Origin of the sequence: Pseudomonas kurunegalensis (genome assembly GCF_030291635.1) — a bacterium.
In the GTDB taxonomy this organism is placed as follows: Bacteria; Pseudomonadota; Gammaproteobacteria; order Pseudomonadales; family Pseudomonadaceae; genus Aquipseudomonas; species Aquipseudomonas monteilii.
This window is the reverse complement of the sequence record NZ_CP127871.1, coordinates 1,529,528-1,555,966: the sequence shown is the minus strand read 5'-3', so window position 1 is coordinate 1,555,966 and position 26,439 is coordinate 1,529,528. Positions and strand designations below refer to the sequence as shown.

20 protein-coding genes are annotated in these 26,439 nt (G+C 56.6%); 5 read left to right on the top strand and 15 right to left on the bottom strand.

What is annotated here, in order from left to right; genetic code table 11:
* Positions 1 to 67: 67 nt before the first annotated feature.
* Both QQ992_RS07005 and QQ992_RS07000 read right to left on the bottom strand, forming a co-directional pair.
* Positions 68 to 1,072, bottom strand: coding sequence for an MraY family glycosyltransferase (locus tag QQ992_RS07005; RefSeq protein ID WP_286112742.1), 1,005 nt, complete (start codon positions 1,070 to 1,072; stop codon positions 68 to 70).
* A complete protein-coding gene (locus QQ992_RS07000) occupies positions 1,069 to 2,040 on the bottom strand; it encodes a UDP-glucose 4-epimerase family protein (RefSeq protein ID WP_286112741.1) in 972 nt (323 codons plus the stop codon). The genes QQ992_RS07005 and QQ992_RS07000 overlap by 4 nt, the downstream gene beginning before the upstream one ends.
* A 789-nt stretch (positions 2,041 to 2,829) precedes the next feature.
* Between QQ992_RS07000 and QQ992_RS06995 the strand changes: the two genes are divergently transcribed.
* From QQ992_RS06995 to QQ992_RS06975, 5 genes are all read left to right on the top strand, one after another.
* Positions 2,830 to 3,651 carry an ABC transporter permease gene (locus QQ992_RS06995; protein WP_286112739.1) on the top strand — a complete coding sequence of 274 codons (822 nt, stop codon included), beginning with the start codon at positions 2,830 to 2,832 and terminating at the stop codon, positions 3,649 to 3,651.
* Complete coding sequence (locus tag QQ992_RS06990) at positions 3,641 to 4,915, top strand: ABC transporter ATP-binding protein (protein ID WP_286112738.1); 1,275 nt, start codon at positions 3,641 to 3,643, stop codon at positions 4,913 to 4,915. Before QQ992_RS06995 ends, QQ992_RS06990 begins: the two co-directional genes overlap by 11 nt.
* A 14-nt stretch (positions 4,916 to 4,929) precedes the next feature.
* Entirely contained in the window at positions 4,930 to 7,971 is a 3,042-nt protein-coding gene (locus QQ992_RS06985) for a glycosyltransferase (RefSeq protein WP_286112737.1), read from the top strand.
* Positions 7,972 to 8,115: 144 nt separating this feature from the next.
* Entirely contained in the window at positions 8,116 to 9,219 is a 1,104-nt protein-coding gene (wecB, locus tag QQ992_RS06980; RefSeq protein ID WP_286112736.1) for a non-hydrolyzing UDP-N-acetylglucosamine 2-epimerase, read from the top strand.
* The gene (locus QQ992_RS06975) at positions 9,210 to 10,307 is read left to right on the top strand and encodes a glycosyltransferase family protein (RefSeq protein WP_286112734.1); all 1,098 of its coding nucleotides are present in this window, start codon (positions 9,210 to 9,212) and stop codon (positions 10,305 to 10,307) included. Before wecB ends, QQ992_RS06975 begins: the two co-directional genes overlap by 10 nt.
* 19 nt (positions 10,308 to 10,326) lie before the next feature.
* Here QQ992_RS06975 and QQ992_RS06970 read toward each other — a convergent pair whose 3' ends face one another.
* From QQ992_RS06970 to gyrA, 13 genes are all read right to left on the bottom strand, one after another.
* Entirely contained in the window at positions 10,327 to 11,238 is a 912-nt protein-coding gene (locus tag QQ992_RS06970) for a glycosyltransferase (protein WP_286112732.1), read from the bottom strand.
* A gap of 100 nt (positions 11,239 to 11,338) precedes the next feature.
* Positions 11,339 to 11,896 carry a dTDP-4-dehydrorhamnose 3,5-epimerase gene (gene rfbC, locus QQ992_RS06965; protein ID WP_286112731.1) on the bottom strand — a complete coding sequence of 186 codons (558 nt, stop codon included), beginning with the start codon at positions 11,894 to 11,896 and terminating at the stop codon, positions 11,339 to 11,341.
* A gap of 192 nt (positions 11,897 to 12,088) precedes the next feature.
* A complete protein-coding gene (locus tag QQ992_RS06960; RefSeq protein ID WP_286112729.1) occupies positions 12,089 to 13,537 on the bottom strand; it encodes an MBL fold metallo-hydrolase RNA specificity domain-containing protein in 1,449 nt (482 codons plus the stop codon).
* Between the two features lie 102 nt (positions 13,538 to 13,639).
* The gene (locus tag QQ992_RS06955; protein WP_286112727.1) at positions 13,640 to 13,906 is read right to left on the bottom strand and encodes a lipopolysaccharide assembly protein LapA domain-containing protein; all 267 of its coding nucleotides are present in this window, start codon (positions 13,904 to 13,906) and stop codon (positions 13,640 to 13,642) included.
* A 19-nt stretch (positions 13,907 to 13,925) separates the two neighbouring features.
* Entirely contained in the window at positions 13,926 to 14,222 is a 297-nt protein-coding gene (gene ihfB / locus QQ992_RS06950; protein ID WP_286112726.1) for an integration host factor subunit beta, read from the bottom strand.
* Positions 14,223 to 14,906: 684 nt separating this feature from the next.
* Complete coding sequence (locus tag QQ992_RS06945) at positions 14,907 to 15,731, bottom strand: hypothetical protein (RefSeq protein WP_286112724.1); 825 nt, start codon at positions 15,729 to 15,731, stop codon at positions 14,907 to 14,909.
* Positions 15,691 to 16,434 carry a glycosyltransferase family 2 protein gene (locus QQ992_RS06940; protein ID WP_286112722.1) on the bottom strand — a complete coding sequence of 248 codons (744 nt, stop codon included), beginning with the start codon at positions 16,432 to 16,434 and terminating at the stop codon, positions 15,691 to 15,693. Before QQ992_RS06940 ends, QQ992_RS06945 begins: the two co-directional genes overlap by 41 nt.
* A 7-nt stretch (positions 16,435 to 16,441) precedes the next feature.
* Positions 16,442 to 18,118 carry a 30S ribosomal protein S1 gene (gene rpsA / locus QQ992_RS06935; protein WP_003252673.1) on the bottom strand — a complete coding sequence of 559 codons (1,677 nt, stop codon included), beginning with the start codon at positions 18,116 to 18,118 and terminating at the stop codon, positions 16,442 to 16,444.
* A 124-nt stretch (positions 18,119 to 18,242) separates the two neighbouring features.
* On the bottom strand, positions 18,243 to 18,929 hold the full coding sequence (gene cmk / locus QQ992_RS06930; protein ID WP_286112721.1) for a (d)CMP kinase: 687 nt from the start codon (positions 18,927 to 18,929) through the stop codon (positions 18,243 to 18,245).
* Positions 18,926 to 21,133, bottom strand: coding sequence for a bifunctional prephenate dehydrogenase/3-phosphoshikimate 1-carboxyvinyltransferase (locus QQ992_RS06925; RefSeq protein WP_286113904.1), 2,208 nt, complete (start codon positions 21,131 to 21,133; stop codon positions 18,926 to 18,928). Before QQ992_RS06925 ends, cmk begins: the two co-directional genes overlap by 4 nt.
* 193 nt (positions 21,134 to 21,326) lie before the next feature.
* Positions 21,327 to 22,421 carry a prephenate dehydratase gene (gene pheA, locus QQ992_RS06920; RefSeq protein WP_016715021.1) on the bottom strand — a complete coding sequence of 365 codons (1,095 nt, stop codon included), beginning with the start codon at positions 22,419 to 22,421 and terminating at the stop codon, positions 21,327 to 21,329.
* Entirely contained in the window at positions 22,421 to 23,506 is a 1,086-nt protein-coding gene (gene serC, locus QQ992_RS06915) for a 3-phosphoserine/phosphohydroxythreonine transaminase (RefSeq protein ID WP_286112720.1), read from the bottom strand. Before serC ends, pheA begins: the two co-directional genes overlap by 1 nt.
* 132 nt (positions 23,507 to 23,638) lie before the next feature.
* The gene (gyrA, locus tag QQ992_RS06910; RefSeq protein ID WP_286112719.1) at positions 23,639 to 26,404 is read right to left on the bottom strand and encodes a DNA gyrase subunit A; all 2,766 of its coding nucleotides are present in this window, start codon (positions 26,402 to 26,404) and stop codon (positions 23,639 to 23,641) included.
* Between the last annotated feature and the right edge of the window lie 35 nt (positions 26,405 to 26,439).

The window sequence follows — 26,439 nt, the reverse complement described above, 5'->3', positions numbered from 1 at the left end:
CCAGAGGCCCTGCCAGCCTGAACGCACAAACAACTGGATCGTGCCAAGCCTGCTGTGTTGAACCATGCTACTCCCGTTCTCCGGCACGATACTTGACCGCCAGCAGCGTAAGAGGTGCATAGGCAACCAAGGTTCCCAGCACGCCATCGGCCTTCAGGATCACTACCGCTACCGCCACTGGCAGCAACCAGAGCATATTGATGACCGCCACTGATAGGCTTACCGGCAGGTGGCTGCCATGCCGGCGCGACGCGTGCTGATAGGCATGGCTTCGATGCGCCTCGTAGACCCGCTCGCCACCTACCAGCCGCCGCATCAGCGTGAACGTGGCATCCACCACGAACACACCCAAAAGTATTAACCACCCCCAGAATAATAGTGGGTTTATCCAGCCTGCCTGCAATGCCAGCAGCCCCAGCACGATACCCAGAAAACCGCTACCAGCATCCCCCATGAAAATCCGCGCTGGCGGAAAGTTCCAGAACAGGAACCCGGCCACTGTGATTGCCAACAGCACGGGCAACCAGATGGCCTGTGTATTACCAGTTATCCAGTAAAGCAGGCTGCCCCCAAGACAAACACAAATCGCCTCGATGCTGGCGATGCCATCAATGCCGTCCATGAAGTTATAGAGGTTGAGCAACCACACGAGATAGAGCAAACCAAAGACAATCCTGATTGCGACCGGAGCAAGCTCCACGTCAAAAATTGTGAGCGGCGGCATACCTCCCAACCAGTACATCCCCCATCCTGCTGCTGCAAAGTGGCCCAGTAAACGCCAGCGAGCCGCGATATGCCCGTGGTCGTCCATAAAGCCGATCAGGGCAATTCCCCCGCCCGCGCCAAGCACCCCGCACAGCAGCGCTGGCGTGATGGAGCCAGTCCATGCCAGCACCAACGTCCCAGCCAGAAATGTAAGGACAAACGCTAACCCACCGCCGCGTGGCGTTGGCAGGGAGTGAGAGCTGCGCGCATTAGGAATATCCAGCAGGCTGCGGGCGAGTGCATAACGGCGCAACGCGGCGGTCAGCAGCAGCGAGGCGAGGCCTGCCGTCAAAATCAACCAAATCATAAATCTTGTTTTTCCAGGAAAGATCGAGCGGTCATGGCCAGGCCTTGCTCCAGTGTCAACGGCGGGACCCAGCCGAGCAACTGGAGGTTCTTGTCAATGTCTACTTGCAATGAGCCAAACAGTCGCTGAGCGAGATCGCGCCGGCCAAGCGCTCGCGCGGCAAGCAGCAGGGCTCCTTGTGGTAGCGCAATCAACCGAGCCGGACGACCAAGCACAATGCCTAACTGGCGTAGCAGTTGAGTCAAAGAGACATCCTCGCCGTCACTTGCGAGAAACGTCTGGTTTGCAGCCTGTGGATGGTCGATGCAGGTAACGATCAGGTCAACAAGGTTGACGACTGAAATCAAGCTGCGGCGGTTGTCGACAGCTCCGAATGGTAACGGTATGCCGCGCTGCACCCAGCGCATCATGTTCTGGAAGTTGGCCTTCACCCCGGGCCCGTAAATAAGTACCGGACGTACCACCACCACCTCCATGCCCGTGGCTCGCGCCACTTGACACAAGCCCTGCTCCGCTTCGAGCTTTGATATGCCGTAGGCGTCTTGCGGAGCAGGCTCTTGGTCCGCGTGAAAGGGTTGCCCAGAGGGAGTGCTTTCGCCATTGACCTTGATCGAACTTATAAAGATAAAGCGCCGCACACCGGCTGCAGCGGCTTGCCGGGCCAGGCGCAAGGTGCCATCTACATTGACCTTGCGGAACTCGGCCAGGCTGTCGCAGGCTGTTTCCTTCATCACATGCACGCGAGCGGCTGCGTGGATTACCACGTCTACCCCGACGAGGGCAGATGCCCAATCGGTGGAACACGTCAGCTCGCCCACGGCTACCGGCAGCACGCCTGAAGGCAGGCTAACGCCGGCCTTACGCAATGCCGCTCGGGGGGCGTACCTGCCCAGCTCGACCAGTTTGCGACACAGTGCACCGCCTACGAACCCACTGGCTCCTGTAACAAGTATTGTTGATCTATCCATGGAAAATGACTCGCAAAAGCTACCGAAAATCGCCCCTGTGGCGCATCCTGGACGGGTAAACCGTTACTGCAAGAATGCGTGGCGGGGGCGCCGCAACAAATGCGCCCGGCACAGGCTGAAGCGAGGAATTGGAAGCGTAGGCATGAAGTTTGATTGGCCGGTAGCAGCTTGATCCATACATCAGATCCAGAAAAGTCCATATCGACCGCCACCCATTTGGGTTGACGCAATGCGATCCGCCCATCGTCAAGGCTGTATCGGCAAGCAAATCTTAAATGCAGCCATTGCCCTGGCAGCAACACGACACATACACAACAAAAAAGACGTTGTCAAAACCAAAACGATACTCAGGCTCCACAGCTGCTATACAGGCTTAGCCTGAAAGCATCGGCATTCAAGAGCCAGTATATTGCCATTTTCATCGGCGACTGAAAATCCAATACTGCACAGGAAATTTCACCAAACTGCGTAGCTCTTTTCCGAAGGTCTCGTACGTTTTTTACCGCCACGCCCCCACCTGGAACAGCCATCGCAAAGCGCCTTCTCTATATATGCAGCATATACAGCTAGCCGCCTACCACCTGCAGCCAAGGCTCCTCCCAGCGCCGCTGCACTCCCCCTAGCAAAGGCTCACTCAGACCAGTAGGATGTGATCTGAAATCGTCCCCAGGAGGCGTCTTGCCGCCGATCCTCTTGGTGAATGGTTGGGAAAGGCCTGCCAGGATGAAGCGGCTGTACAACCGGGAGCATGCAAACTCCCTATTTGGTTAATGGAAATGAGCGTGCTTAATGCAAAATTATTCAGTGTCGCCGATGGAGATGGCCAAAAGCCTTTGGCGCAACAAGCTTTTGATTGTGCAGTTGAGCAAGCGAGAAGTCCTTGATCGTTACCGGGGATCAATTCTTGGCCTGTCGTGGTCTTTCTTCAACCCTGTTCTGATGTTAATCATTTATACCTTTGTCTTCTCTGTCGTGTTCAAGGCACGCTGGGGCGGCAACCTCGAAGAAAGCAAGTCAGACTTTGCCGTTATCCTGTATATTGGCCTGATCCTGCACGGTCTTTTCGCCGAATGTATCAATCGCTCGCCCAACCTCATAACGTCCAACGTCAGTTACGTTAAGAAAGTAGTTTTCCCATTGGAGATCCTTCCTTGGGCGGCACTGCTTTCTTCACTTTTTCATTCGCTTGTCAACTTTATCGTTCTGTTACTTGCGATACTCTTGCTCAACCATTCGGTACCCAGCACCGCCCTGCTGTTCCCGTTCGTCATTGTGCCGCTCATTCTCGGCACGCTCGGCTTCAGCTGGTTCATCGCATCGCTCGGCGTCTACCTACGCGACGTTAGCCAAGTCACCAACATGATCACGACCATCCTGCTTTTCATGTCCGGAGTATTCTTCCCCATCACAGCCCTGCCGGTCGCCTACCACGAGTGGCTGCGGCTGAATCCTCTAGCGACCATTATCGAGCAAAGCCGCAACGTGCTGATTTTTGGCAACCCTCCAGACCTGACCGCACTTGCGTACCTCTATGCGCTGGGCCTCCTGGCCGCGATCTGCGGCTTCGCCTGGTTCCAGAAAACTCGCAAAGGATTTGCAGATGTGCTCTGACAACGTCATAACAGTGACCGATGTATCCAAGTGCTATGAAATCTATGAGAAGCCTCACCACAGGCTCTTGCAGATGCTCAGTCGCGGCCGGCGCAACTATTGCCAGGAATTTTGGGCTGTCAGGAACGTCTCGTTCGAAATCAAGGCGGGTGAAACCGTTGGCATCATCGGCAGCAATGGCTCGGGCAAGTCCACCCTCCTGCAAATGCTTTGCGGCACACTCAACACCAGCGCCGGCGACATCACGGTAAAAGGCCGTATCGCTGCACTGCTGGAGCTAGGTGCCGGGTTCAATCCAGAGTTTACCGGCCGGGAAAACGTTTACCTCAATGCCGCGATACTCGGCTTGAACAGAGAGCAGATCGATCAGCAGTTCGCTGCCATCGAAGAGTTTGCCGAAATTGCCAGTTTCATCGACCAGCCGGTCAAAACCTACTCCTCTGGCATGTACGTACGCCTGGCCTTTTCCGTGGCCATCCACACCAACCCGAGCATCCTGGTCGTAGACGAGGCACTTTCTGTCGGTGACGCCCGATTCCAGGCCAAATGCCTGGATCGCATCAAACAAATGAAAAAGTCTGGCGTGAGCATCCTGTTCGTCTCGCACGATGTGGGTGCCGTGCGCAGTCTGTGTGATCGAGCCATCTGGCTCGATAAAGGCCTCGTACGCGGCATTGGCGACGTCTTCATGATTACCGCACTGTATACCGAGCATCTGTTCAACGGCAGCAAGCCCGACGCAGAGCCAGCTGATACTCCCCAAGTCGAAACGGCGGCGGCAACGCCACTGCAACACCGGCCAATAAATCACTGGGGCTCACATGTGGGCCTGATCGTCAGTGCCGGGCTGTACAACAGCCAAGGCGAACAAAAAAGCCTGTTTGTCGACTACGAGCCCATCACGGTAAAAATTCGCTTCCGCCCACACATGCTGAAAAGCACAGATGGGCTGTCAGTTTCGTTTTCGCTGAAGAACCTAGCAGGTACCGATCTGGTAGTCGGCAGCACGTGGAACCATGATCACTTCTTCGATGACAATTCCACTCAGGACGAAGTGTCGTTCGTGTTTGAAAACCCGTTGATAACCGGCGAGTACCTGCTGGTCGCCGCTGTTGAAAATCGCTCATCGGCCAGCATCCACTATTACGAATATGTGGAAGGTGCGCAGTATTTCTCCTCTTCTTTTGTGAGCAACCCGTTTGGACAGTTCATGCCGCGCATGTCCGTATCCATGACGGCGATCAACGCTAATACCTCGATTTAAGGATGACTCACCCGATGAAGCAGCCTTGTGACCCGAACACCCAAGACAATGCGCCAGGCGATGTCAATTCTCTGACTTACTGGGATCACCGCTTCTCAACCGACTGGGAGCAAAACCTGGGGCGTGAGCAGAGTCGCTTCTTTAGCGAAGTCGCCATGGAACTGATGCCCGAATGGCTCATCGATTATTGGCGAGCCAACGACCTTACCCTGTGCGACTGGGGTTGTGCCCAAGGCGACGGTACGGCAATCCTGGCTGAACTGCTAGGTCTGAAAAAAGTGACGGGTGTCGACTTTTCGCCAGAGGCCATTGAAAAGGCAGTTGAACAATACAAATCCCAAGATTTTCTATGTGTTGATTTCCTAGGCGAAAATAGCTCACATCGCTGGGACGTCCTGTTCTCCTCGAACACCCTGGAACACTTCGACCAGCCGTGGGAAGTACTGAAAAAGGTCGCGGCGCACGCCAACGACTTTGTCGTTCTGCTACTGCCATTCCGCGAGCACGAACGTATCAAAGAGCATTTCTACACGTTCGACTACACCAACATTCCGTTCAACATGAACGAATGGACGCTCGTCCACTCTCGCTCAACTACAACGGGCGACCGGGCACCCAGCTACTGGCCGGGCGAGCAGATACTGCTAGTGTATGTCAGCCATAACCTGCTCACACAGGTCGGTCCGACCCTGGACTCTATGGAAATTGAAACCACAGTGGGTAAGCTGATGCCCCATGAGCTCGAGATTCACAAGCAGACTCGCCAGGCACTGGACGAGCTTAACCACGCCCGCCGGGACCTAGCCGACGCCACCAAGGCGCTCAGCGAAGCAGCCGAGCGTGAGGCAAATCTGCAGAGCCGCCTCACTGACGCACACCTATCCCATGCCAGGCTCAGCAGCGACCATGCGCGGTTGTTGAACAGCCACTCGTGGAAACTCACCTCGCCGCTTCGCTTTGCCATGCGGCTGGCTAAACACGGCCTGATCGCGCAAGACAAGCAAACGCTGAAGCAGCTCTGTAAAAGCAGTTTCCATCGTCTGCCACTACCCGCCAAGCTAAAGCATCAAGCGCTTGAGCTGTATCGAAAATCCAAGGGGCAGTCGGTGATCAACACGCCGCTGCCTGTGGCACGGGGCAAATTTGCCTTGCCAACCATCAAGCCAGCAGCACAAACCCCCGGGTTGCCCGACTATATTTTCTGGGGCGTCATCGACTGGCACTTCCGCCATCAACGCCCGCAACAGCTTGCGCAGGCATTGGCCAAGGCTGGCCGCAGGGTATTCTATGTTTCTGTCAACCTGGTCGACTGCCCAGATGAAGGTTTCAATGTCGAGCAACTGGACAGCGATGGGCGCTTGTTCCAGATCAACCTTTATGCCAAAGGTGCACCTGTCATCTATTACAACCCAGCAGGTGTGGACACTACCAATCAGTTGCGCAACTCGATAGGCAGCGTGCTCAGCTGGGCCAACTCGCGAGCGCTGGTATCTGTGGTGCAGCACGCCTTCTGGTACGAGACTGCAACGGTGTTGCCAAACAGCAAGGTCGTGTACGACTGCATGGACCACCATGAAGGCTTTGGCAATGTTTCCGAAGAGATGCTCGCCATTGAAAAAGCATTGGTGTCCAACTCGGACCTGACCATCACTACCTCGTCCTGGCTCGATGAGCTGGTGGGCAAAAGCACCTCGCGACGTGCGCTCATTCGCAACGCAGGTGAGTACGGGCACTTCGCCCGTCGCCCTACAGAGGTCTTCAAGGCCCAGGAAGGGCGGCGGATCATTGGCTATTATGGCGCCATTGCAGAGTGGTTCGATGTCGATCTGCTAGAAGCCATCGCAGCGCGCTTTTCTCAACACCTCATCCTGCTGATTGGCGCAGACACGGTGAACGCAGCAGCCCGCCTCTCCAGGTACGACAACGTAGTGTTTACTGGCGAGAAACCTTATTCCGAGCTCCCTGGCTACCTGCACGCTTTTGATGTGTGCCTGCTGCCATTCAAAGTGATCCCGCTTACGCTGGCGACCAACCCTGTGAAAGTGTATGAGTACCTGAGCGCCGGCAAACCGGTGGTTTCGGTAGACCTACCGGAAATTCGCCAGTTTGAGAACCTGGTGCACACGGCGCCGGATCACCAAGCCTTCCTTGATGCTGTCGATCAGGTATTGACTCACCCCAGCAGCGAGCATGATGTTCAGCTTCGGCAGTCCTTTGCCAGCAACCAGACATGGTTGCACCGCGCCGGGCAACTCACGGAAGTTGTCGAGAACCCCGAACAGTATGGCCCGCGCATCAGTGTAGTGGTCGTCACATACAACAACCTGGAACTTACCAAGGCATGCCTGAGCAGCCTGGATGAATACACCGACTACAATAACTTCGAGATCATTGTCGTAGACAATGCCTCTGCCGACGGCTCGCCAGACTACCTGCGCGAGTGGGCCAGCGAAGGCGGTAACCGCCGCCTGATTCTGAACGAAGACAACCTAGGCTTCGCTGCCGGTAACAATGTGGGCCTGGCCGTTGCCGACGGCGACTATCTGGTCCTGCTTAACAATGATACCTATGTCACCCCGGGCTGGCTGAGCACGCTCTACCGCCACCTGGAACGTGACCCGACACTCGGCATCATCGGCCCCGTTACCAACAACATTGGCAACGAAGCCAAGATCCAGATTCACTACTCCAGCATGGAAGAGATGCTGGCTGCGTCGAGTCAATATACACGCGCCAATATCGGAAAGACGCACAAGCTGCATACAGCGGCGTTCTTCTGCGTGATGTTCCCACGCGCGATCTATGAAGCGGTTGGCCCACTGGATGAGGCCTTCGGACGCGGCTTCTTCGAGGATGATGATTACTGCCGGCGCATCCAACAGCTAGGGCGCTCGGTAGCCTGCGCCGAAGACGTATTCATCCATCACCATCTGTCTGCCTCGTTCAACAAACTGCGTAGTGCCGATCGACAAGCACTGTTCGAACAAAACAAAGCGCTTTACGAGGCTAAATGGGGGCCATGGATCCCCCATGGTTATCGGACAGAAAGGAAGTAACTGCGTGCCCCCGTTGCTGCTGATGACTTGTACACACCAGAGCAACGGGGCTGTCGAATGATATGAACATTTCAGGCCTCTAGCCTTCCTGTTGGCGCACTGGGCTCTCTGGTGCCCTCAGACACAAGTAAAATAGGTGAACTCATGAAAGTAATCTGCACGGTAGGCACCAGGCCAGAAGCCATCAAGATGGCTCCCGTTATTCTTGAACTGAAGAAACAGCCGTGGGCACAAGTACGCGTTCTTGCTACCGCTCAGCACCGTGAGATGCTCGACCAAGTGATGGCATTCTTCGATATCGTTCCCGATATCGACTTAAACATCATGAAGCCTAACCAGAACCTCACCGAACTGACTGCGCGTCTGCTGGTCGAGCTCGACAAAGTACTGATTGAGGAACAACCTGATGTAGTACTGGCTCAAGGTGATACGACAACCGTGTTTGCCATGGCACTGGCTTGTTTTTACCGACGCATTCCTTTCGGCCATGTTGAAGCGGGCTTGCGCACATGGGATATTCAAAACCCATTCCCCGAGGAGGCAAATCGGGTTCTGGCTGGACGCCTCACCCGTTGGCATTTTGCCCCCACGGAAAGTTCGAAAGACAATCTGTTGCGAGAGGGTATTGCGGCTGCGGATATCACCGTCACCGGCAATACCGTGATTGATGCACTGCTGATGACTGCAGAAAAAGACCTCGAAATCGGAGTAGACATCGACGAAAGCAAACGCCTTGTACTGGTTACCTCACATCGCCGAGAGAACTTTGGCGAACCCATCCGCAATATCTGCAGTGCCTTGAAAACGCTTGCCGAACGTAATACTGATATTCAAATCCTTTACCCTGTCCATCCCAATCCCAATGTGCATGACGTGGCCCACGCTATGCTCGCCGGCATCGACAACATCATCCTTTGCAAACCTCTCGATTACGCACCCTTCATTGCAGCCATGAAGCGTGCATGTCTGATCATCAGTGATTCCGGCGGCGTTCAAGAGGAAGCACCGGCATTGGGTATTCCAGTCCTGGTACTGCGCGAAGAAACCGAGCGACCAGAGGCCGTTGAAATGGGCGTAGTGAAGCTGGTCGGTCAGAGCCGCGAACGGATACTCAACGAAGCGCAGAATCTGCTCGACGACGCCAACGCTTACAAGGCCATGGCGCGAGGCGTTTCCCCTTATGGCGACGGAAAAGGCGCGATCCGTATTGTTGCCGTATTGAAGGAACACTTTGCTAAATGCAGTTAATCTACCTCTCCCCTGTACCTTGGAGCAGTTTTGCTCAACGACCGCAAAAATTTGCAAGTTGGTTCAATGACACAACCCAAGGAAAGGTATTGTGGGTGGACCCCTACCCCACCCGATTACCACGCTTGAGTGACTTGACCCATTCGCGCGGGTGCGACAGAGGCATTGAGGTTAAGCAGCCTTGGGTGACGGTAATACAACCCCGTTCGCTACCGGTTGAACCACTGCCTTTTTCTGGAACCGTTAATAGTCTCTTGTTCTGGACATCGATCATTAGCTCAGCCCAGCGTTTTGCGAAAGCCGAGCCAACCATGATTGTCGCCGGCAAACCCTCTGAACTCGCGATCAGAATGATTCAGTTATTGCCTGAATCTCCAGCCATTTACGATGCGATGGATGACTTTCCTGCGTTTTTTTCAGGCTTTTCACGCCAAGCGATGCAACGACGCGAACAAAGGCTGGCCTCGCTTTGTCGCACGGTGCTGACGTCGTCGACGAAACTGGTAGAGAAATGGACACCGCAGCACGCGGATGTTCGCTTCGTTGCCAACGCACTCGATACGCAACTAATACCCGCATGGACCGAAAAACAATCTCACAAAGAGAACATCGTATTTGGCTACGTTGGCACCGTCGGCGCCTGGTTCGATTGGGACTGGGTTATTCGATTGGCTCATGCTCGCCCACTCGACACATTACTTATCGTAGGCCCTATCAGTAATCGCTACGCAGGCACGTTACCCGCCAATATAGTCATTCGTCCGCCGTGCAGCCACCGCGAAGCACTCGAGCTCATGCGCACATTTAACGTCGCACTGATCCCGTTTCAGAAAACTTCGCTCACGGCGAGCGTTGATCCTATCAAATACTATGAATACATTGCCTCTGGTCTACCCGTTCTCACCAGTAGCTTTGGTGAGATGCATTACAGACGTAACGAAAAGGGCGTGTACATCTGCGACACAAACGACAATATGGACTCCGTTGTCGCTCAAGCACTGAGCTACACAGCTTCACGCCCCTTCATTGAGTCATTCAAGCTGGAAAACAACTGGGTAACGCGCTTCGACAACGCCTCCCTGCTATAGAAAGCAGAAACGCAAGTCATCAATATATATTCAAAAGCAGCAATGCCAAGAGGAGGAGGCGGTCCTTGGCATCGCGCCGAATCTGAGAAATATTCTTCAGCAGAAACCAGCGACTTGAAACATCTGGCCGCGCATCGCCAGTTGAAGTGCCCCCCCCAATCGCCAGCAACGCAGCAATTTTTTCGACTTCACCTCTGTACCAGCCTTGACGCACCAGTTTAAACCGCCGCAGCATTTGTAACACACCACTGTTGGCGCCCATCTGATTGGTAGCGTGCTGCCGATAACTCAGCATCGAGCGCTTGTCGATAAACCATGTGCAGCCAGCATCTCGCGCCCACGCATAAATCAGCCAATCATGCAACGCTACCGCATTGGCCGACTGCCAATGCTCCATCAAGAACATTTTAAAGTTCTGAGCTACACCACAGCGCAGGACATAGGTGCAACCCGGTCCAGCCGCCTCAAAAAAATGGTCATATCGCTTTTGATCCGACGCCTTATCGATCAGTTGTTTACGACCGTCAGGCCAGAACGCAGTAACGTTAGCCGAATATGCATCGACGCCACCGTTGCTGATGACCTCGTGGGCCGATATCAACTTTTTCGAATCCCATATATCATCCTGGTCAGACAATGCCACGTAGTCATAACCTGAAAAATCGACGTCTCGCACCAGTCGGAAGAAATTTTTCGCCGCCCCACCAAAAACGCCAACAGGCAAGGTATGCACAGCTGGGTTCTGCTTCTCACAGGCCTTGAACCACTCCTCCGTACCATCCTCCGAACGATCAACGCTAACATAAATAGTAACGCTGACACTCTCCTGCTGCAAAATTGATTGGACTTGTTCAGACAGCCAATCAACCCCATTGAACGCAGCCATCAGAACTGCAAACTTTGGTCTGTTTTCCGAGGTATCTGTTTGCATAACCAGCAATCAACTAAAAGGTTGAATAAGTGGCAGGGCGACAAAAAAGCATTCAGCTTCATGAGCCTACCACCCCTTGCACAGGGTAAATAGCTACAGGTCAGCTTAGTGCATCAAGCAAAAAAGGCGCTGCTTTATCTTTCTCACTTATGATTAAGTTCATCCCGTCACGCGGCCACTCTACGGCTATTGTCGGGTCTGCCCAGTGCACGCTGCATTCACAGTCCTTGGCATAATAGTCACTGACCTTGTAATGCACCTGAGTTCCTTCTTCCAGCGCCAGAAAGCCATGAGCGAAACCATCTGGAACCCATAGCATCCGGTGATTATCAGCGGTGAGTTCAACACCGACCCATTTTCCAAATGTGGCAGATTCCTTTCTGACATCCACAGCCACATCAAAGATGGCACCTTTAGTGACACTTACCAGTTTATCTTGAGGGTGCGGGGCTCGCTGGTAATGGAGCCCACGCAGAACTCCCTTTTTCGAATGCGACCTATTATCCTGTACCAGCCGTGGCACCGGCACCCCCAACGCTTTCAGCGCACGTTCAAACACCCGCTCGTTAAAGCTTTCGACAAACCAACCCCGTTCGTCTTCGAATACATTCGGCTCCAAAATCAGCACTTCAGGTAAATCAGTACGAATAACTTTCATTAAACCAAACACCCGATCGAAAAAAGAAAATTTGAAAGCCCCAGGTGGCCCCGCGAAAAGTGAATTCTCAACGATGACTTCAGCCAGCCGAAGAATTCTAACACGAGTATCCAGCTAAGGGCGGGGCCCATCAGCCGCCTGGTTTCCGGTGCTTCCGAAATAGACGATCAATTGCAGTACCGTAGCGGCCCATCACCCAGGAATGCTCACGTGGATTTCTCGGTTCTTTTCGATGTAGCGCTCGCGCAGCTTTTCTGCCAGCCTGCTTTTTGCCCTAGGCTCGCCATGCACAAGAACAATTTCCTGAGATACCGTCAAGCCACCAGCCGCAAATTGTAAGAGCCCTTCCTGATCCGCATGCGCCGAGTAGCCTTCCAAAGTAATGATTTTCGCGCGTATATCGTACATTTCTCCATCTAGATCTATCTGCACAAACCCTTCAGCGCCTTCGCTGGCCTGTATGACAGCTCCCGGAGTACCTTTTGCCTGATACCCGGTAAATACGACTTCGTGGCGTGTATCTCCCAGCATCGCCTTCAAGTAATTTACAATGCGCCCGCCAGAACACATCCCATTACCTGCTATAACAATTGCCGGTCGTTTCGTACTCTTTAGGTAATTGACAACTCTTTGGTGGTCAGTGTGGCTTTCCACACAAATCAGCTGCCTGAACCCAAGCGGAGCCCTTCCGGCGATCAGTCGTTGCCTGGCTTCAGCATTCCAGAACTCGTGCAGGTTCAGATAGGCTTGGGTAATACGTTGGGCGAGCGGCGAATCAAGAATTATCGGTAAATTCGACCAGTCAATACTATGCAGCAACTCCCCCTGCCGCCCCCCTTGGTCCTCACTGAGCAACCGCTTGCGATGAAGAATATCCTCGAGCTCGTACAACAACTCCTGCGTTCGCCCCAGGCTGAATGCAGGTATCAGGACGGTCCCTCGATCAAGCAATGCGTGATCGATGGCTGACGCCAATCGCGACTGCCGCTCACTACGGTCAGCATGCAATCGATCACCATAGGTACTCTCCAGTACCAATATGTCGGCCCGCTCGGGGGGCAAGACATCCCGCAAAATCGGATTGCCGCGCGCACCAAGATCGCCAGAAAACACGATGCGGGTATCCGCGCTCGTATCCGAGGAGCGGATGCCGCACTCCACATAAGCGGAACCCAACAGGTGACCAGCGCGCTGCAGGCGAATGGAACAGGTCAGTGTTTCAGTTTCGACCAACTGATACCAATGCTCGAACGGCAGCGGCTTAATCAGACGCTGCAGCAACGCTAGGTAGCGGTCGACCTGGGCGCTGTCCGCACTGAAGGCAAGCTTGTAGGCATCCTCCAGGACCAGAGGCAAGAGCGCGGCAGATGGCTCGCTGCAAAGGATTGGCCCTCGGTATCCTGCGGCCAAAAGCGCAGGGATCCGGCCAACATGATCGAGATGGACATGGGTTACGACCAACGCCTGAATACCGCTGACATCGAACCCTAATGGAGCGAACGCTGAACCCGAGGAAACTTTGTCACCCTGCTCAAGCCCGCAATCGACCAGCACACTGATCGCCGGCCCAAGATGCAACTGGTGGCAGGAACCGGTGACATCTTGAGTGCCACCATGATGGGAGAGCCTGAGAAAACTCATACCGCGCATCCTCGCATTGGTCGAACGTTGAAACGCGTATTTCTCCATTTCAGCCGACAAAAGCACAGGCCCGAATTTCTCAGCTACATGTAGGAAAGTTCCTTATTTTTGATCGTTCAAGGCAGCATCACGCGCCGACGCACGAATATTGCGCTTGCTGCGCTGAACACTATAGGCCCCCAACAAAGGACCAACTGCCAGCCCCGCCACGAGAGCAGCCAACACCGGAACCGCTACGGGCATGGCGGGAGCCGACCAGCCAAATAGCATCAATTGTACCGCCTGCTGGTTTTCCAGCACAAAAAACAGTACTAAAGCAGCCAACACCAGCACGAGCAACGTGGCCAGTGCGCGCTTGAAATTATGCATCAAAATGCTCCTTCATCGCTCAAGGGTGAGCCATATCCTCTTCATTGACACGATCACGCAACTCTTTGCCCGGCTTGAAATGAGGCACGAATTTTCCTTCGAGCTCAACAGACTGTCCGGTCTTGGGATTGCGTCCGACTCGCGGCGCCCGATAGTGCAAGGAAAAACTGCCGAAACCACGAATTTCGATGCGATCGCCTGTGGCCAGGCACTGGGACATCTGTTCAAGCATGGTCTTGATGGCCAACTCGACGTCTTTGGACGAGAGCAAACCCTGATGGGTGACAATACGTTCGATCAGCTCCGACTTCGTCATGATTTTCCCTTCGTTATCAAGCAGCTAGATCATTGCTTAATCAGGTTGTAGCACGCTCGGAGTGATTTGAACAGGGCAGTTCTTGACTTGATAAAAAATTCAAGATCAATGTGTTGAAAAAGTTACAAGCGGCATGCCGCGCCAAGCGACCGCCTGTCAGGTCGCACACTCCTCGGGCCACTGGATGTGCTGCTCTCGAAATGCCGACCTTAGCAACCTCTTGAAATATTTTTACCCACAGTGTAATCAGGATATCCGGCACGGGGCCGGCCATGGAGGCGGGCGTAATGGAAGCTGATTTTTTTGAACGTTCCCAGCAGCTCTCGCAAGAGTGCTTGATCACATACAGCGCAGTTCGTATGTACCTTATGGACAAGCCGCTAGTGGCCGACCAACCTGCTCCGCTGGAGTATCTAGAGCTGATCACACGCTCACGTGAGGCCGTTAGCCGTTACCTGTCGTTCTCGCGCAATCAGTCCCCACAGGCAGACTAACCCTTCATCTTTGCTCACAGCGGTTACCAGAACCTGGCTGCCTCACATGCAGCGACCACGAACACCCGCTAACCTGCTTCATCACGGTAATCACGCATCTGGTCAATCCGCGGCCACAGCGGCCGGCTCAATGCTTGTACTTTGCCAGCGATGAACCGGCCCGACGGTGCTCAACCACCTCTGCACACCCTCACTTTTTATAGACCAGGCACGTTGATGTCATGGCCAGCGATAACGTTCCTTCTGCAGGGGTATCGCCCCAATTGAATACGGTCAACTTTACTGGCGCCCATTCAGCAATCTGCTCACGACCAGTATTGATTTTGTTCAACACATAACCGGGCGCCCCTGGCTCAGCTTGAAAATCAACGGCGGCAGGCTTGCCATTCGACAGATAAAGCGCCTCAGTAGAAGTCATGGCTCTGCTCATGCACCGGCCTTGATCGTAAACAAATTTTTGGACATTGAACGAATGGACCAGAAGAACGGCCAGCGCGCAAAAAACAAATGCCCTACCCAAAAAGCGAGTATTGGCTTTGCTATAGAAGATGGCCGCCAACGCGACACTCAGCGCCAGTGCAGAGCCATACATATAATGAGCGCTGTTGATGGGAATCAGAATAACAGGCGCCAAAAATAGAAAATACATCGCCACATATGCAATTATCGATTTAAAACCATATGCAGCCCCAAGGAAAGCAACCAGCAACGCATGAATAGCAAGCGCAAACCCGATCGCGACTACACTGAGGAAAACCCAACCATTGGCTTCATTCAATCCATAGGAAAAAGGGTAGGCACTGTAAACAAGCTGGCTTTCCGGAATATTGACGACTGAGGCTTTATAATCAGAAACCTGCGGTTTTCCAAAAGACCCGATAATCGCCGTAAGCCGGTAGCCAAGAAAAGCAACAATCGGCAAGGCCCAGGTAAACCCGGCGATCCAAAACCGCTTGATCTTGAGTACGCACACGTCACAGAAGACAAGTAGAAGCAGAAGCCCTGGCAAAATCATTGCCGTTTCTTTGGAAAGTATAGCCGATATCGAAAACAACAAGACCAACACGAGTAGCAACGGCGAGCTCTTTGATTGACTTATGTATCTTTCCGCCACCAGAAAGGTGGAGAGCCCGAACAATACATACCACCGATCCATCAGCGCTGCAGACCAGCCCGCCGACATTATGACCAGGGGATTCACGACAAAAATCAGCGATGCCAGCAGCGCCACTTTTTTGTTGGTCGTAAAGCGGCCGACCGCCAAACAACGAAGCAGTGACCTTTTTTAGCCAGCTCTCCCCGTCTCGATGGGTTCGTTTGGCATATACAACATCAAAGCCCTTCTCCCACTCTTCAACAAAACTGATAAGCAGTGATGGCTGATCTTGCAAGTCGACATCGAAAACCGCAACCGCGTCGCCTTTGGCATAATCAAGCCCAGCCGTCATGGCCGCTTCTTTGCCAAAATTACGGGACAATGAGATACCGCTAACTCGCGGATCTTCTCGTGCAAGGCTCTTGATGATTTTCTGGGTGTTGTCAGTACTGCCGCCATTTATGAATATCATTTCGCAGTCATATGCTGGCCGTTTGAGAGGGGCGCTCACATGGTGCGCCCATTCAATAATCCTGATACCAATACTACCTTTTGAAAGTTCTAAATCAAAAACAAGCACAAAAAAAGGGCGACCCGAGGGTCGCCCTTTTTTACCGATCAAACAGAACTCAGTTCTGCTTGGCCATTGCTTCGCGCAGCAGCGCAGCCATGGTGGTGTCGGCAGCCGCTTCCGGAGCGTTTTTCAGGCTCTGGATGGCTTCGCGCTCTTCAGCGTCGTCTTTCGATTTGATCGACAGGCTGATAACGCGGGACTTGCGGTCAACGCTGATGATCTTGGCTTCGATCTCTTCGCCTTCCTTCAGAACGTTACGCGCGTCTTCAACGCGGTCACGGCTGATTTCGGAAGCTTTCAGAGTGGCTTCGATGTCGTCGGCCAGGGTGACGATGGCGCCTTTGGCGTCAACTTCTTTCACGATGCCCTTGACGATAGCGCCCTTGTCATTGACAGCAACGAAGTTGGAGAACGGATCGTCTTCCAGCTGCTTGATGCCCAGGGAGATGCGCTCGCGCTCTGGGTCGACCGACAGGATGACGGTTTCCAGCTCGTCGCCCTTCTTGAAACGACGTACGGCTTCTTCGCCGGTTTCGTTCCAGGAGATGTCGGACAGGTGAACCAGGCCGTCGATGCCGCCGTCCAGACCAATGAAGATACCGAAGTCGGTGATCGACTTGATGGTACCGGTGATCTTGTCACCCTTGTTGAACTGGCCGGAGAAGTCTTCCCATGGGTTGGACTTGCACTGCTTGATGCCCAGGGAGATACGACGACGCTCTTCGTCGATGTCCAGAACCATGACTTCCACTTCGTCGCCAACCTGAACGACTTTCGACGGGTGGATGTTCTTGTTGGTCCAGTCCATTTCGGAAACGTGTACCAGACCTTCAACGCCTTCTTCCAGCTCAGCGAAGCAGCCGTAGTCGGTCAGGTTGGTAACGCGAGCTTGTACGCGAGTACCTTCTGGGTAACGGGCAGTGATAGCTACCCACGGATCTTCGCCCATTTGCTTCAGACCCAGCGAAACGCGGTTGCGCTCGCGGTCGAACTTCAGAACGCGTACGTCGACTTCGTCGCCAACGTTAACGATTTCCGATGGGTGCTTGATGCGCTTCCAGGCCATGTCGGTGATGTGCAGCAGGCCGTCGATACCGCCCAGGTCCACGAATGCGCCGTAGTCGGTGAGGTTCTTGACGATACCTTTGACTTGCTGGCCTTCCTGCAGGGTTTCCAGCAGGGCTTCGCGCTCGGCGGAGTTCTCGGCTTCCAGCACACTGCGACGGGAAACGACAACGTTGTTGCGCTTCTGGTCCAGCTTGATGACCTTGAATTCCAGCTCTTTGCCTTCCAGGTGGGTGGTGTCGCGCACTGGGCGGACATCAACCAGGGAGCCCGGCAGGAACGCACGGATGCCGTTAACGTCGACAGTGAAGCCGCCCTTAACCTTACCGTTGATAACGCCCTTGACCACTTCTTCGGCGGCGAAAGCTGCTTCCAGAACAATCCAGCACTCGGCGCGCTTGGCTTTTTCACGGGACAGTTTGGTTTCGCCAAAGCCGTCTTCGACCGCGTCCAGCGCAACGTGCACTTCGTCACCGACCTTGATGGTCAGCTCGCCAGCTTCGTTGTAGAACTGCTCGAGCGGGATGACGCCCTCGGACTTCAGGCCAGCGTGTACGGTAACCCAGTCGCCGTCGATGTCGACAACGATACCGGTGATGATCGCACCCGGCTGAAGATTGAGGGTTTTCAGGCTTTCTTCAAAGAGTTCTGCAAAGCTTTCGCTCATTTTAATTCCTGTAAATTCGGGCGAAACAAACGCCCCTCGCCACATTCCAGACAATGTGGGTCTGTTTTAAGTAAAGGAAAGCCGACAGGACGTTGACTGGTGCCCCTGCCTGCTCTCCTGGTTATCAGGCAAGGTCGCGTTGGGCGATCTCGCTTCTGATACGTTGCAACACCTGCTCGATGGACAACTCGGTAGAGTCCAACTGAATGGCATCGACCGCTGGCTTCAGCGGGGCCACTGCACGTTGGGTGTCGCGCTCATCACGCGCACGAATCTCATCCAGCAGACTCGACAGACTAACATCTTCACCCTTGCCCTTCAACTGCAGGTAGCGACGACGTGCCCGCTCCTCCGCGCTGGCGGTAAGGAACACTTTCAATGGCGCATCCGGGAACACAACGGTTCCCATGTCGCGGCCGTCAGCTATCAGCCCAGGCATTTCCTGGAAGGCACGCTGGCGCTGCAGCAACGCCTCACGCACCGCTGGCAACGAGGCCACCATTGAGGCACCGGCACCCACGGTCTCGGTGCGAATGACCTGGCTGACATCCTCGCCTTCAAGGATGGTTTGCTGAAGCTTACCGGGCTCGGCAGCGATGAACTGCACATCCAGATGGGCGGCAAGCTTGGTCAGCAACTCTTCGTTGGTTAGGTCGACACCGTGGTTACTGGCATTGAACGCCAGCAAACGGTACAGCGCGCCGGAGTCCAGCAGCTTCCAGCCCAGCTCGCGAGCCAGCAGCCCGGCAACCGTGCCTTTGCCCGAGCCACTTGGCCCGTCGATAGTGATAATGGGTGCTTGCGAACTCACGACTTGCCCTCTTCTGCCACGCGAATACCGACCTCTGCACACAGTGCCAGGAAGTTGGGGAACGAGGTGGCGACGTTGGCACAGTCATGGATGCGGATGGGCGCGCTGGCGCGCAGCGAGGCCACGCTGAAAGCCATGGCAATGCGGTGGTCACCGTGACCATGCACTTCGCCACCGCCCAACTGGCCACCGTCGATGATGATGCCGTCCGGGGTCGGTTCACACTTGATGCCCAGGGTGATCAGGCCGTCTGCCATCACCTGGATACGGTCGGATTCCTTCACCCGCAGCTCTTCGGCACCACGCAGCACGGTACGCCCTTCGGCGCAGGCGGCGGCCACGAACAGCACCGGGAACTCGTCGATGGCCAGCGGTACCAGCTCTTCCGGGATATCAATGCCCTTGAGTTTGGCGCCACGCACACGCAGATCAGCCACCGGCTCGCCGCCGACTTCACGCTGGTTTTCCAGGGTAATGTCGCCGCCCATCAGGCGCAGGATGTCGATCACGCCGGTACGGGTCGGGTTGATGCCTACGTGCTCCAGCACCAGCTCGGAGCCTTCAGCGATCGAAGCTGCCACCAGGAAGAACGCTGCCGAAGAAATATCGGCCGGCACTTCGATGCGGGTAGCGGTGAGCTTGCCACCGGACTGCAGCGAGGCAACCGGGCCGTTCGACTCGACCGCATAGCCAAAGCCGCGCAGCATGCGCTCAGTGTGGTCACGGGTTGGCGCAGGCTCGGTGACGGTGGTCTTGCCCTCGGCGTACAGGCCGGCCAGCAACAGGCACGATTTGACCTGAGCGCTGGCCATCGGCAGCGTGTAGGTCAATGCCTTGAGCTTGCTACCACCGCGAATGGTCAGCGGTGGGCGGCCTTCCGGACCGGTCTCGACCACGGCGCCCATTTCGCGCAGCGGGTTGGCCACACGGTTCATCGGGCGCTTGGACAGCGAAGCGTCGCCTGTCATGGTGACGTCGAACGGCTGGCCGGCCAGCAGGCCCGACAGCAGGCGCATCGAGGTGCCGGAGTTACCTACATACAGTGGCCCGGGTGGTGGCTTGAGGCCGTGCAGGCCAACGCCGTGAATGGTCACGCGACCGTGGTTGGGGCCCTCGATGACCACACCCATGTCACGGAATGCCTGCAGGGTCGCCAGCGCGTCTTCACCTTCGAGGAAGCCTTCGACTTCGGTGGTGCCTTCGGCCAGCGAGCCGAGCATGATCGAGCGATGGGAAATCGACTTGTCGCCCGGTACACGAATACGCCCGTTCAGGCGGCCACCCGGTTGGGCCAGGAAAATCAGATCGTTGGCGTTCATAGCGTCCACATAGGCCCGGCGGGCCAGGATTTTACTGAAATGCTCGCGGGCAACCCGTGCGCGGGTGAATACACCCAGCAGCTGGTGCCCGTCCCCTTCAGCGATCGCGTCGCGCAAGGCGTCGAGATCGCTGCGATATGTATCTAGCGTGCGCAGGACAGCGTCGCGGTTGGCGAGGAAGATGTCGTGCCACATGGTCGGGTCGCTGCCAGCGATTCTTGTGAAATCGCGGAAACCTCCCGCAGCGTACCGGAAGATCTCGAGGTTTTCATTGCGTTTGGCCAACGAGTCGACCAAGCCAAAGGCCAGCAAGTGCGGCAAGTGACTGGTGGCTGCCAGCACTTCATCATGGCGCTCGACCGACATGTGCTCCACATCGGCATCCAGCGCACGCCACAGGCGATCCACCAAGGCCAGCGCGGCCGGGTCGGTTTCAGCCAGCGGCGTGAGGATGACCTTGTGGCGGCGGAACAGGGTGGCGTTGGAGGCCTCTACCCCGCTCTGTTCGGAACCGGCGATGGGGTGGCCGGGGACGAAGCGCGGCAGACGCTCACCGAAGACGGCACGCGCTTCACGGACGACGTTGCCCTTGGCGCTACCGACGTCGGTGATGATCGCGTCACCCAGGTCGAGTTGGGCCAGGCGGGCCAGGACTTTTTCCATGGCCAGGATCGGCACGGCCAGCTGGATGACATCAGCCCCCACGCACGCGGCAGCGAGGTCCTCTTCGCAGCGATCGACCACACCCAGGGCCACGGCTTGCTTGCGCGAGGGGGCGTCCAGGTCGACACCGACCACTTCGCGGCACAAGCCGCTTTCACGCAGGCCTTTGGCGAAAGAGCCGCCGATCAGGCCGAGACCGACCACGACCAGGCGGTTGATGATTGGTGCGGGTTTGGTTTTTGCTGCATTTACCACTGGTGCGAACCCTGTTCAGAAATCTAGATAGCCTGTGAGGGCCATTGGGGCTGCTTTGCAGCCCATCGCGACACAAGGCCGCTCCTACAAGGGATTGCGTACTCCTGTAGGAGCGGCCTTGTGTCGCGATGGGGCGCGAAGCGGCCCCAACCATCTCAAATCAAAGCACCGCCTTCGGATAAGAGCCCAGCACCTTCAGCGCCACAGCCTCCTGACTGATCTGCTCCAGCACCGCCTTGATCAGCGGGTCGCGGTGGTGGCCAACGAAGTCGATGAAGAACACGTAGGTCCACTTGCCGCTGCGCGACGGGCGGGTCTCGATGCGAGTCAGGTCGATGCCGTTCTGGTGGAACGGCACCAGCAGCTCGTGCAAGGCACCGGGCTTGTTGCTCATCGAAACGATGATCGAAGTCTTGTCGTCGCCGGTCGGCGGCACTTCCTGGTTGCCGATCATCAGGAAGCGCGTGGAGTTGTCCGGACGGTCTTCGATCTTCTCGGCCAGGCGTGTCAGCCCATACAGGTTGGCTGCCATATCACCGGCGATCGCCGCAGAGTTCCACTCACCCTTGACGCGCTTGGCGGCCTCGGCATTGCTCGATACAGCGACGCGCTCCACGTTCGGATAGTGCGCGTCCAGCCACTTGCGGCACTGGGCCAGCGACTGAGCGTGGGAGTAGATACGGGTGATGCTGTCGGTCTTGGTATTTTCGCCCACCAGCAGGTGGTGGTGGATACGCAGCTCGACCTCGCCGCAAATCACCATGTCGTGCTCAAGGAAGCTGTCCAGGGTATGGCTGACAGCGCCTTCGGTGGAGTTTTCCACCGGCACCACGCCAAAGTTGACAGCACCGGCCGCCACTTCACGGAACACTTCGTCGATGGCTGCCATCGGGCGGCTGATCACCGCGTGACCAAAGTGTTTCATGGCCGCCGCCTGGGTGAAAGTACCCTCAGGGCCGAGATAGGCGATTTTCAGCGGCTCTTCCAGGGCCAGGCACGAGGACATGATTTCGCGGAACAGCCGCGCCATCTCTTCATTGCCCAGCGGGCCTTTGTTGCGCTCCATCACGCGCTTGAGCACCGCTGCCTCACGCTCAGGGCGGTAGAACACCGGCTTCTCGCCTTCTTTCAGCGAGGCGGTCTTGACCCGGGCCACTTCTTCGGCGCAACGGGCGCGGTCGCTGATCAGCTCGAGGATTTTCTCGTCGAGGCTGTCGATGCGTACGCGCAGCGCCTTGAGCTCCTGTTCGGACATCAGCCGTGCTCCTTCTCGAATTCAGCCATGTAGCCCACCAGCGCTTCCACCGCTTCCAGGCCCAGGGCGTTGTAGATGGAAGCGCGCATACCGCCCACCGAACGGTGGCCCTTGAGGTTGAGCAGGCCACGGGCATCGGCACCGGCGAGGAAGGCCTTGTCCAGGCGCTCGTCAGCCAGGCGGAACGGCACGTTCATCCACGAACGGGCGTTGTGGCTGATCGGGTTGGTGTAGAAGTCGCTGTTGTCGATGAAGCCGTACAGACGCTCTTTCTTGGCGCGGTTGCGCTGCTCCATGGCGTCGACGCCACCCTGCTCTTTCAGCCACTCGAAGACCAGGCCCGAGAGGTACCAGGAGTAGGTGGCCGGGGTGTTGTACATCGAGCCGTTGTCAGCTGAAACCTTGTAGTCGAGCATGGTCGGGCAGCTGCTGCGGGCATGGCCCAGCAGGTCTTCACGCACGATCACCACCACCAGGCCACTCGGGCCGATGTTCTTCTGCGCACCGGCGTAGATCAGGCCGTACTGCGACACGTCGATGGGGCGCGAGAGGATGTCGGACGACATGTCGACCACCAGCGGGACGTCACCGGTTTCTGGCACCCAGTCAAACTGCAGGCCACCGATGGTCTCGTTGGATGCATAGTGCACGTAGGCGGCGTTCTTGGTCAGGTTCCACTCGTTCTGGCCCGGGATCGCCAGGTAGTCATATGGCTTGGCGCTGGCAGCGACATTGATGTTGCCGAAGCGGCGCGCTTCCTCGATGGCTTTTTTCGACCAGATGCCGGTTTCGATGTAGTCGGCAGTGCCGTTTTCCGGCAACAGGTTCAGCGGGATTTCAGCGAACTGCTGGCTGGCACCACCCTGCAGGAACAGCACCTTGTAGTTGGAGGGGACGGACAGCAGGTCACGCAGGTCCTGCTCGGCCTTTTCGGCGATGGCCACGTAGTCGTCGCTGCGATGGCTCATTTCCATCACCGACAAGCCCTTGCCGTTCCAGTCCAGCATTTCGGCCTGGGCGCGCTGCAGGACAGCGTCAGGAAGCGCGGCAGGGCCTGCGCAGAAGTTAAAGGCTCGTTTGCTCACATCCACTCTCGCTCTGCCAAATAGTACAAATTCGTAATTCGGTGACCACTATCCATGCAGGATCACAGGCAAGCCCGCGCCTACACAGTCAAACGGGGCGACCTTGGTCGCCCCGCTCGGGTTTACGCTTGCTTACTCCTGCGGGGCCTCTTCGGCACCAGCAGCTTCTTCATTGTCTGGTGCTTCAGCCTCTACGCCTTCCGCGTCCGTCTCGATCACATCATCGAGTTCGTCCTCGGAAGGCTCCTGGATACGCTCCAGGCCCACCAGTGTCTCGTCAGCCGCCAGCTTGATCAACGTAACGCCCTGGGTGTTACGGCTCAAGCTTGAAACCTCACCAACCCGGGTACGCACCAGCGTGCCCTGGTCGGAGATCAGCATGATCTCCTCGCCTTCCTGCACCTGGATAGCGCCGATCAGCAGGCCGTTGCGCCCTTTGGTACCCATGGCGATCACGCCCTGGCCACCACGGCCGCGGCGCGGGAACTTGGACAGCGGAGTGCGCTTGCCGAAGCCACGCTCGGAAGCGGTGAGGATTTGCGAGCCGGACTCCGGGATCAGCATCGAGATGATCTGCTGGCCTTTGCCCAGCTTCATGCCGCGCACACCACGGGCAGTACGACCCATTTCACGCACTACGCTTTCAGCGAAGCGGATGACCTTGCCGGCGTCAGAGAACATCATGACTTCTTTGGCGCCGTCGGTGATGGCCGCCGCAATCAGGGTGTCGCCTTCTTTCAGCTTCAAGGCGATCAGGCCGTTGGAGCGCGGACGGGCGAACTGCACCAGCGGGGTCTTCTTGACGGTACCGGAAGCGGTGGCCATGAAGATGTACGCGCCAGTCGGCTCTGCAACCCACTCCGGCGTGTCGCCGTCTTCTTCGTCGACTTCCTCGGCCTCTACCAGCTCACCCTCGAGCACGGCGTCCTCAGCCTCTTCCAGCTCTTCGTCGAGGTCAGCGTTCTGCTGCAGCGCTTCGAGGTCGATCTGCAGCATGGCGGTGATGCGCTCACCCTCCTCCAGCGGCAGCAGGTTGACCAGCGGGCGGCCACGGGCAGCGCGCGATGCTTCGGGAATTTCGTAGGTCTTCTTCCAGTACACCTTGCCCTTGCTGGAGAACAGCAACAGGGTGGCGTGGCTGTTGGCGACCAGCAGGTGCTCGATGTAGTCCTCGTCCTTCACGCCGGTAGCCGACTTGCCTTTACCGCCACGGCGCTGGGCCTGGTAGGCCGACAATGGCTGGGTCTTGGCATAACCACCGTGGGAGATGGTGACCACGCGCTCTTCTTCCGGGATCATGTCACCGTAGTTGAGGTCGTGGCTGGCATTGAGGATTTCGGTACGACGGGCATCGCCGTATTCGGCGCGGATGGCTTCCAGCTCTTCGCGGATCACTTCCATCAGGCGCTCGGCGCTGCTGAGAATGCGGATCAGCTCGCCGATCTGCTCGAGGATTTCCTGGTACTCGGCCAGCAGCTTCTCGTGCTCCAGGCCGGTCAGGCGGTGCAGGCGCAGGTCGAGAATGGCCTGGGCCTGCTCCGGCGACAGGAAGTACTTGCCGTCATGCAGGCCGTACTGCTCTGGCAGGTCTTCAGGGCGGCAGGAATCGGCGCCGGCGCGCTCGACCATGACCTGCACGGCACTGGATTCCCACGGCGTGGAAACCAGGGCTTCCTTGGCTTCGGATGGCGTCGGCGAGGCCTTGATCAGGGCGATGACCGGGTCGATGTTGGACAGCGCGACCGCCTGGCCTTCAAGGATGTGGCCGCGTTCGCGGGCCTTGCGCAGCTCGAACACGGTACGGCGGGTCACCACTTCACGGCGGTGACGGACGAACGCTTCGAGCAGGTCCTTGAGGTTGAGCAGGCGCGGACGGCCGTCGACCAGGGCCACCACGTTGATACCGAACACACTCTGCAGCTGGGTTTGCTGATAGAGGTTGTTGAGCACCACCTCCGGCACCTCGCCGCGACGCAGCTCGATGACGATGCGCATGCCGTCCTTGTCGGACTCGTCGCGCAGTTCGGTGATGCCTTCGATCTTCTTCTCTTTTACCAGCTCGGCGATCTTTTCGATCAGGCGCGCCTTGTTCAGCTGGTACGGCAACTCGGTCACGACGATCTGCTGGCGGCCGCCGGCCTTGTCGATGTCTTCGATTTCGGAACGGGCACGCATGTAGATGCGGCCACGGCCGGTACGATAGGCCTCGATGATGCCTTGGCGGCCGTTGATGATGCCGGCAGTCGGGAAGTCCGGGCCCGGGATGAACTGCATCAGTTCATCGACGGTGACTTCCGGGTTGTCGATCAGCGCCAGGCAGCCGTCGATGACTTCACCGAGGTTGTGCGGCGGGATGTTGGTCGCCATGCCCACGGCGATACCGCTGGAACCGTTGACCAGCAGGTTGGGAATACGGGTCGGCATGACCGCCGGGATCTGCTCGGTGCCGTCGTAGTTGGGCACCCAGTCGACGGTTTCTTTGTGCAGGTCGGCCAGCAGCTCGTGGGCCAGCTTGGCCATGCGCACTTCGGTGTATCGCATGGCTGCGGCGTTGTCGCCGTCCACCGAACCGAAGTTGCCCTGGCCATCGACCAGCAGGTAGCGCAGCGAGAACGGCTGAGCCATACGCACGATGGTGTCGTAGACCGCAGTGTCGCCGTGCGGGTGGTACTTACCGATCACGTCACCGACCACACGGGCGGATTTCTTGTACGGCTTGTTCCAGTCGTTGCCCAGTTCGCTCATCGCATAGAGAACGCGACGATGCACGGGCTTCAAGCCGTCACGCGCATCGGGCAGCGCTCGCCCGACAATCACGCTCATCGCGTAGTCGAGGTAAGACTGTCTCAGTTCGTCTTCGATATTGACCGGGAGGATTTCTTTGGCCAGTTCGCCCATGAGAAGCCTGATTCCTTTTTCTGGTGAAACTTCGC

Bases quoted from the DNA above. Each gene is read 5' to 3' on its own strand.
- gyrA (WP_286112719.1), bottom strand. From the start codon at position 26,404: ATGGGCGAACTGGCCAAAGAAATCCTCCCGGTCAATATCGAAGACGAA.
- QQ992_RS07000 (WP_286112741.1), bottom strand. From the start codon at position 2,040: ATGGATAGATCAACAATACTTGTTACAGGAGCCAGTGGGTTCGTAGGC.
- QQ992_RS06955 (WP_286112727.1), bottom strand. From the start codon at position 13,906: ATGCATAATTTCAAGCGCGCACTGGCCACGTTGCTCGTGCTGGTGTTG.
- rpsA (WP_003252673.1), bottom strand. From the start codon at position 18,118: ATGAGCGAAAGCTTTGCAGAACTCTTTGAAGAAAGCCTGAAAACCCTC.
- QQ992_RS06995 (WP_286112739.1), top strand. From the start codon at position 2,830: ATGCAAAATTATTCAGTGTCGCCGATGGAGATGGCCAAAAGCCTTTGG.
- QQ992_RS06990 (WP_286112738.1), top strand. From the start codon at position 3,641: ATGTGCTCTGACAACGTCATAACAGTGACCGATGTATCCAAGTGCTAT.
- QQ992_RS06975 (WP_286112734.1), top strand. From the start codon at position 9,210: ATGCAGTTAATCTACCTCTCCCCTGTACCTTGGAGCAGTTTTGCTCAA.
- QQ992_RS06960 (WP_286112729.1), bottom strand. From the start codon at position 13,537: ATGAGTTTTCTCAGGCTCTCCCATCATGGTGGCACTCAAGATGTCACC.
- pheA (WP_016715021.1), bottom strand. From the start codon at position 22,421: ATGTCCGAACAGGAGCTCAAGGCGCTGCGCGTACGCATCGACAGCCTC.
- QQ992_RS06945 (WP_286112724.1), bottom strand. From the start codon at position 15,731: ATGATTTTGCCAGGGCTTCTGCTTCTACTTGTCTTCTGTGACGTGTGC.
- wecB (WP_286112736.1), top strand. From the start codon at position 8,116: ATGAAAGTAATCTGCACGGTAGGCACCAGGCCAGAAGCCATCAAGATG.
- QQ992_RS06970 (WP_286112732.1), bottom strand. From the start codon at position 11,238: ATGCAAACAGATACCTCGGAAAACAGACCAAAGTTTGCAGTTCTGATG.
- rfbC (WP_286112731.1), bottom strand. From the start codon at position 11,896: ATGAAAGTTATTCGTACTGATTTACCTGAAGTGCTGATTTTGGAGCCG.
- QQ992_RS07005 (WP_286112742.1), bottom strand. From the start codon at position 1,072: ATGATTTGGTTGATTTTGACGGCAGGCCTCGCCTCGCTGCTGCTGACC.
- ihfB (WP_286112726.1), bottom strand. From the start codon at position 14,222: ATGACGAAGTCGGAGCTGATCGAACGTATTGTCACCCATCAGGGTTTG.
- QQ992_RS06985 (WP_286112737.1), top strand. From the start codon at position 4,930: ATGAAGCAGCCTTGTGACCCGAACACCCAAGACAATGCGCCAGGCGAT.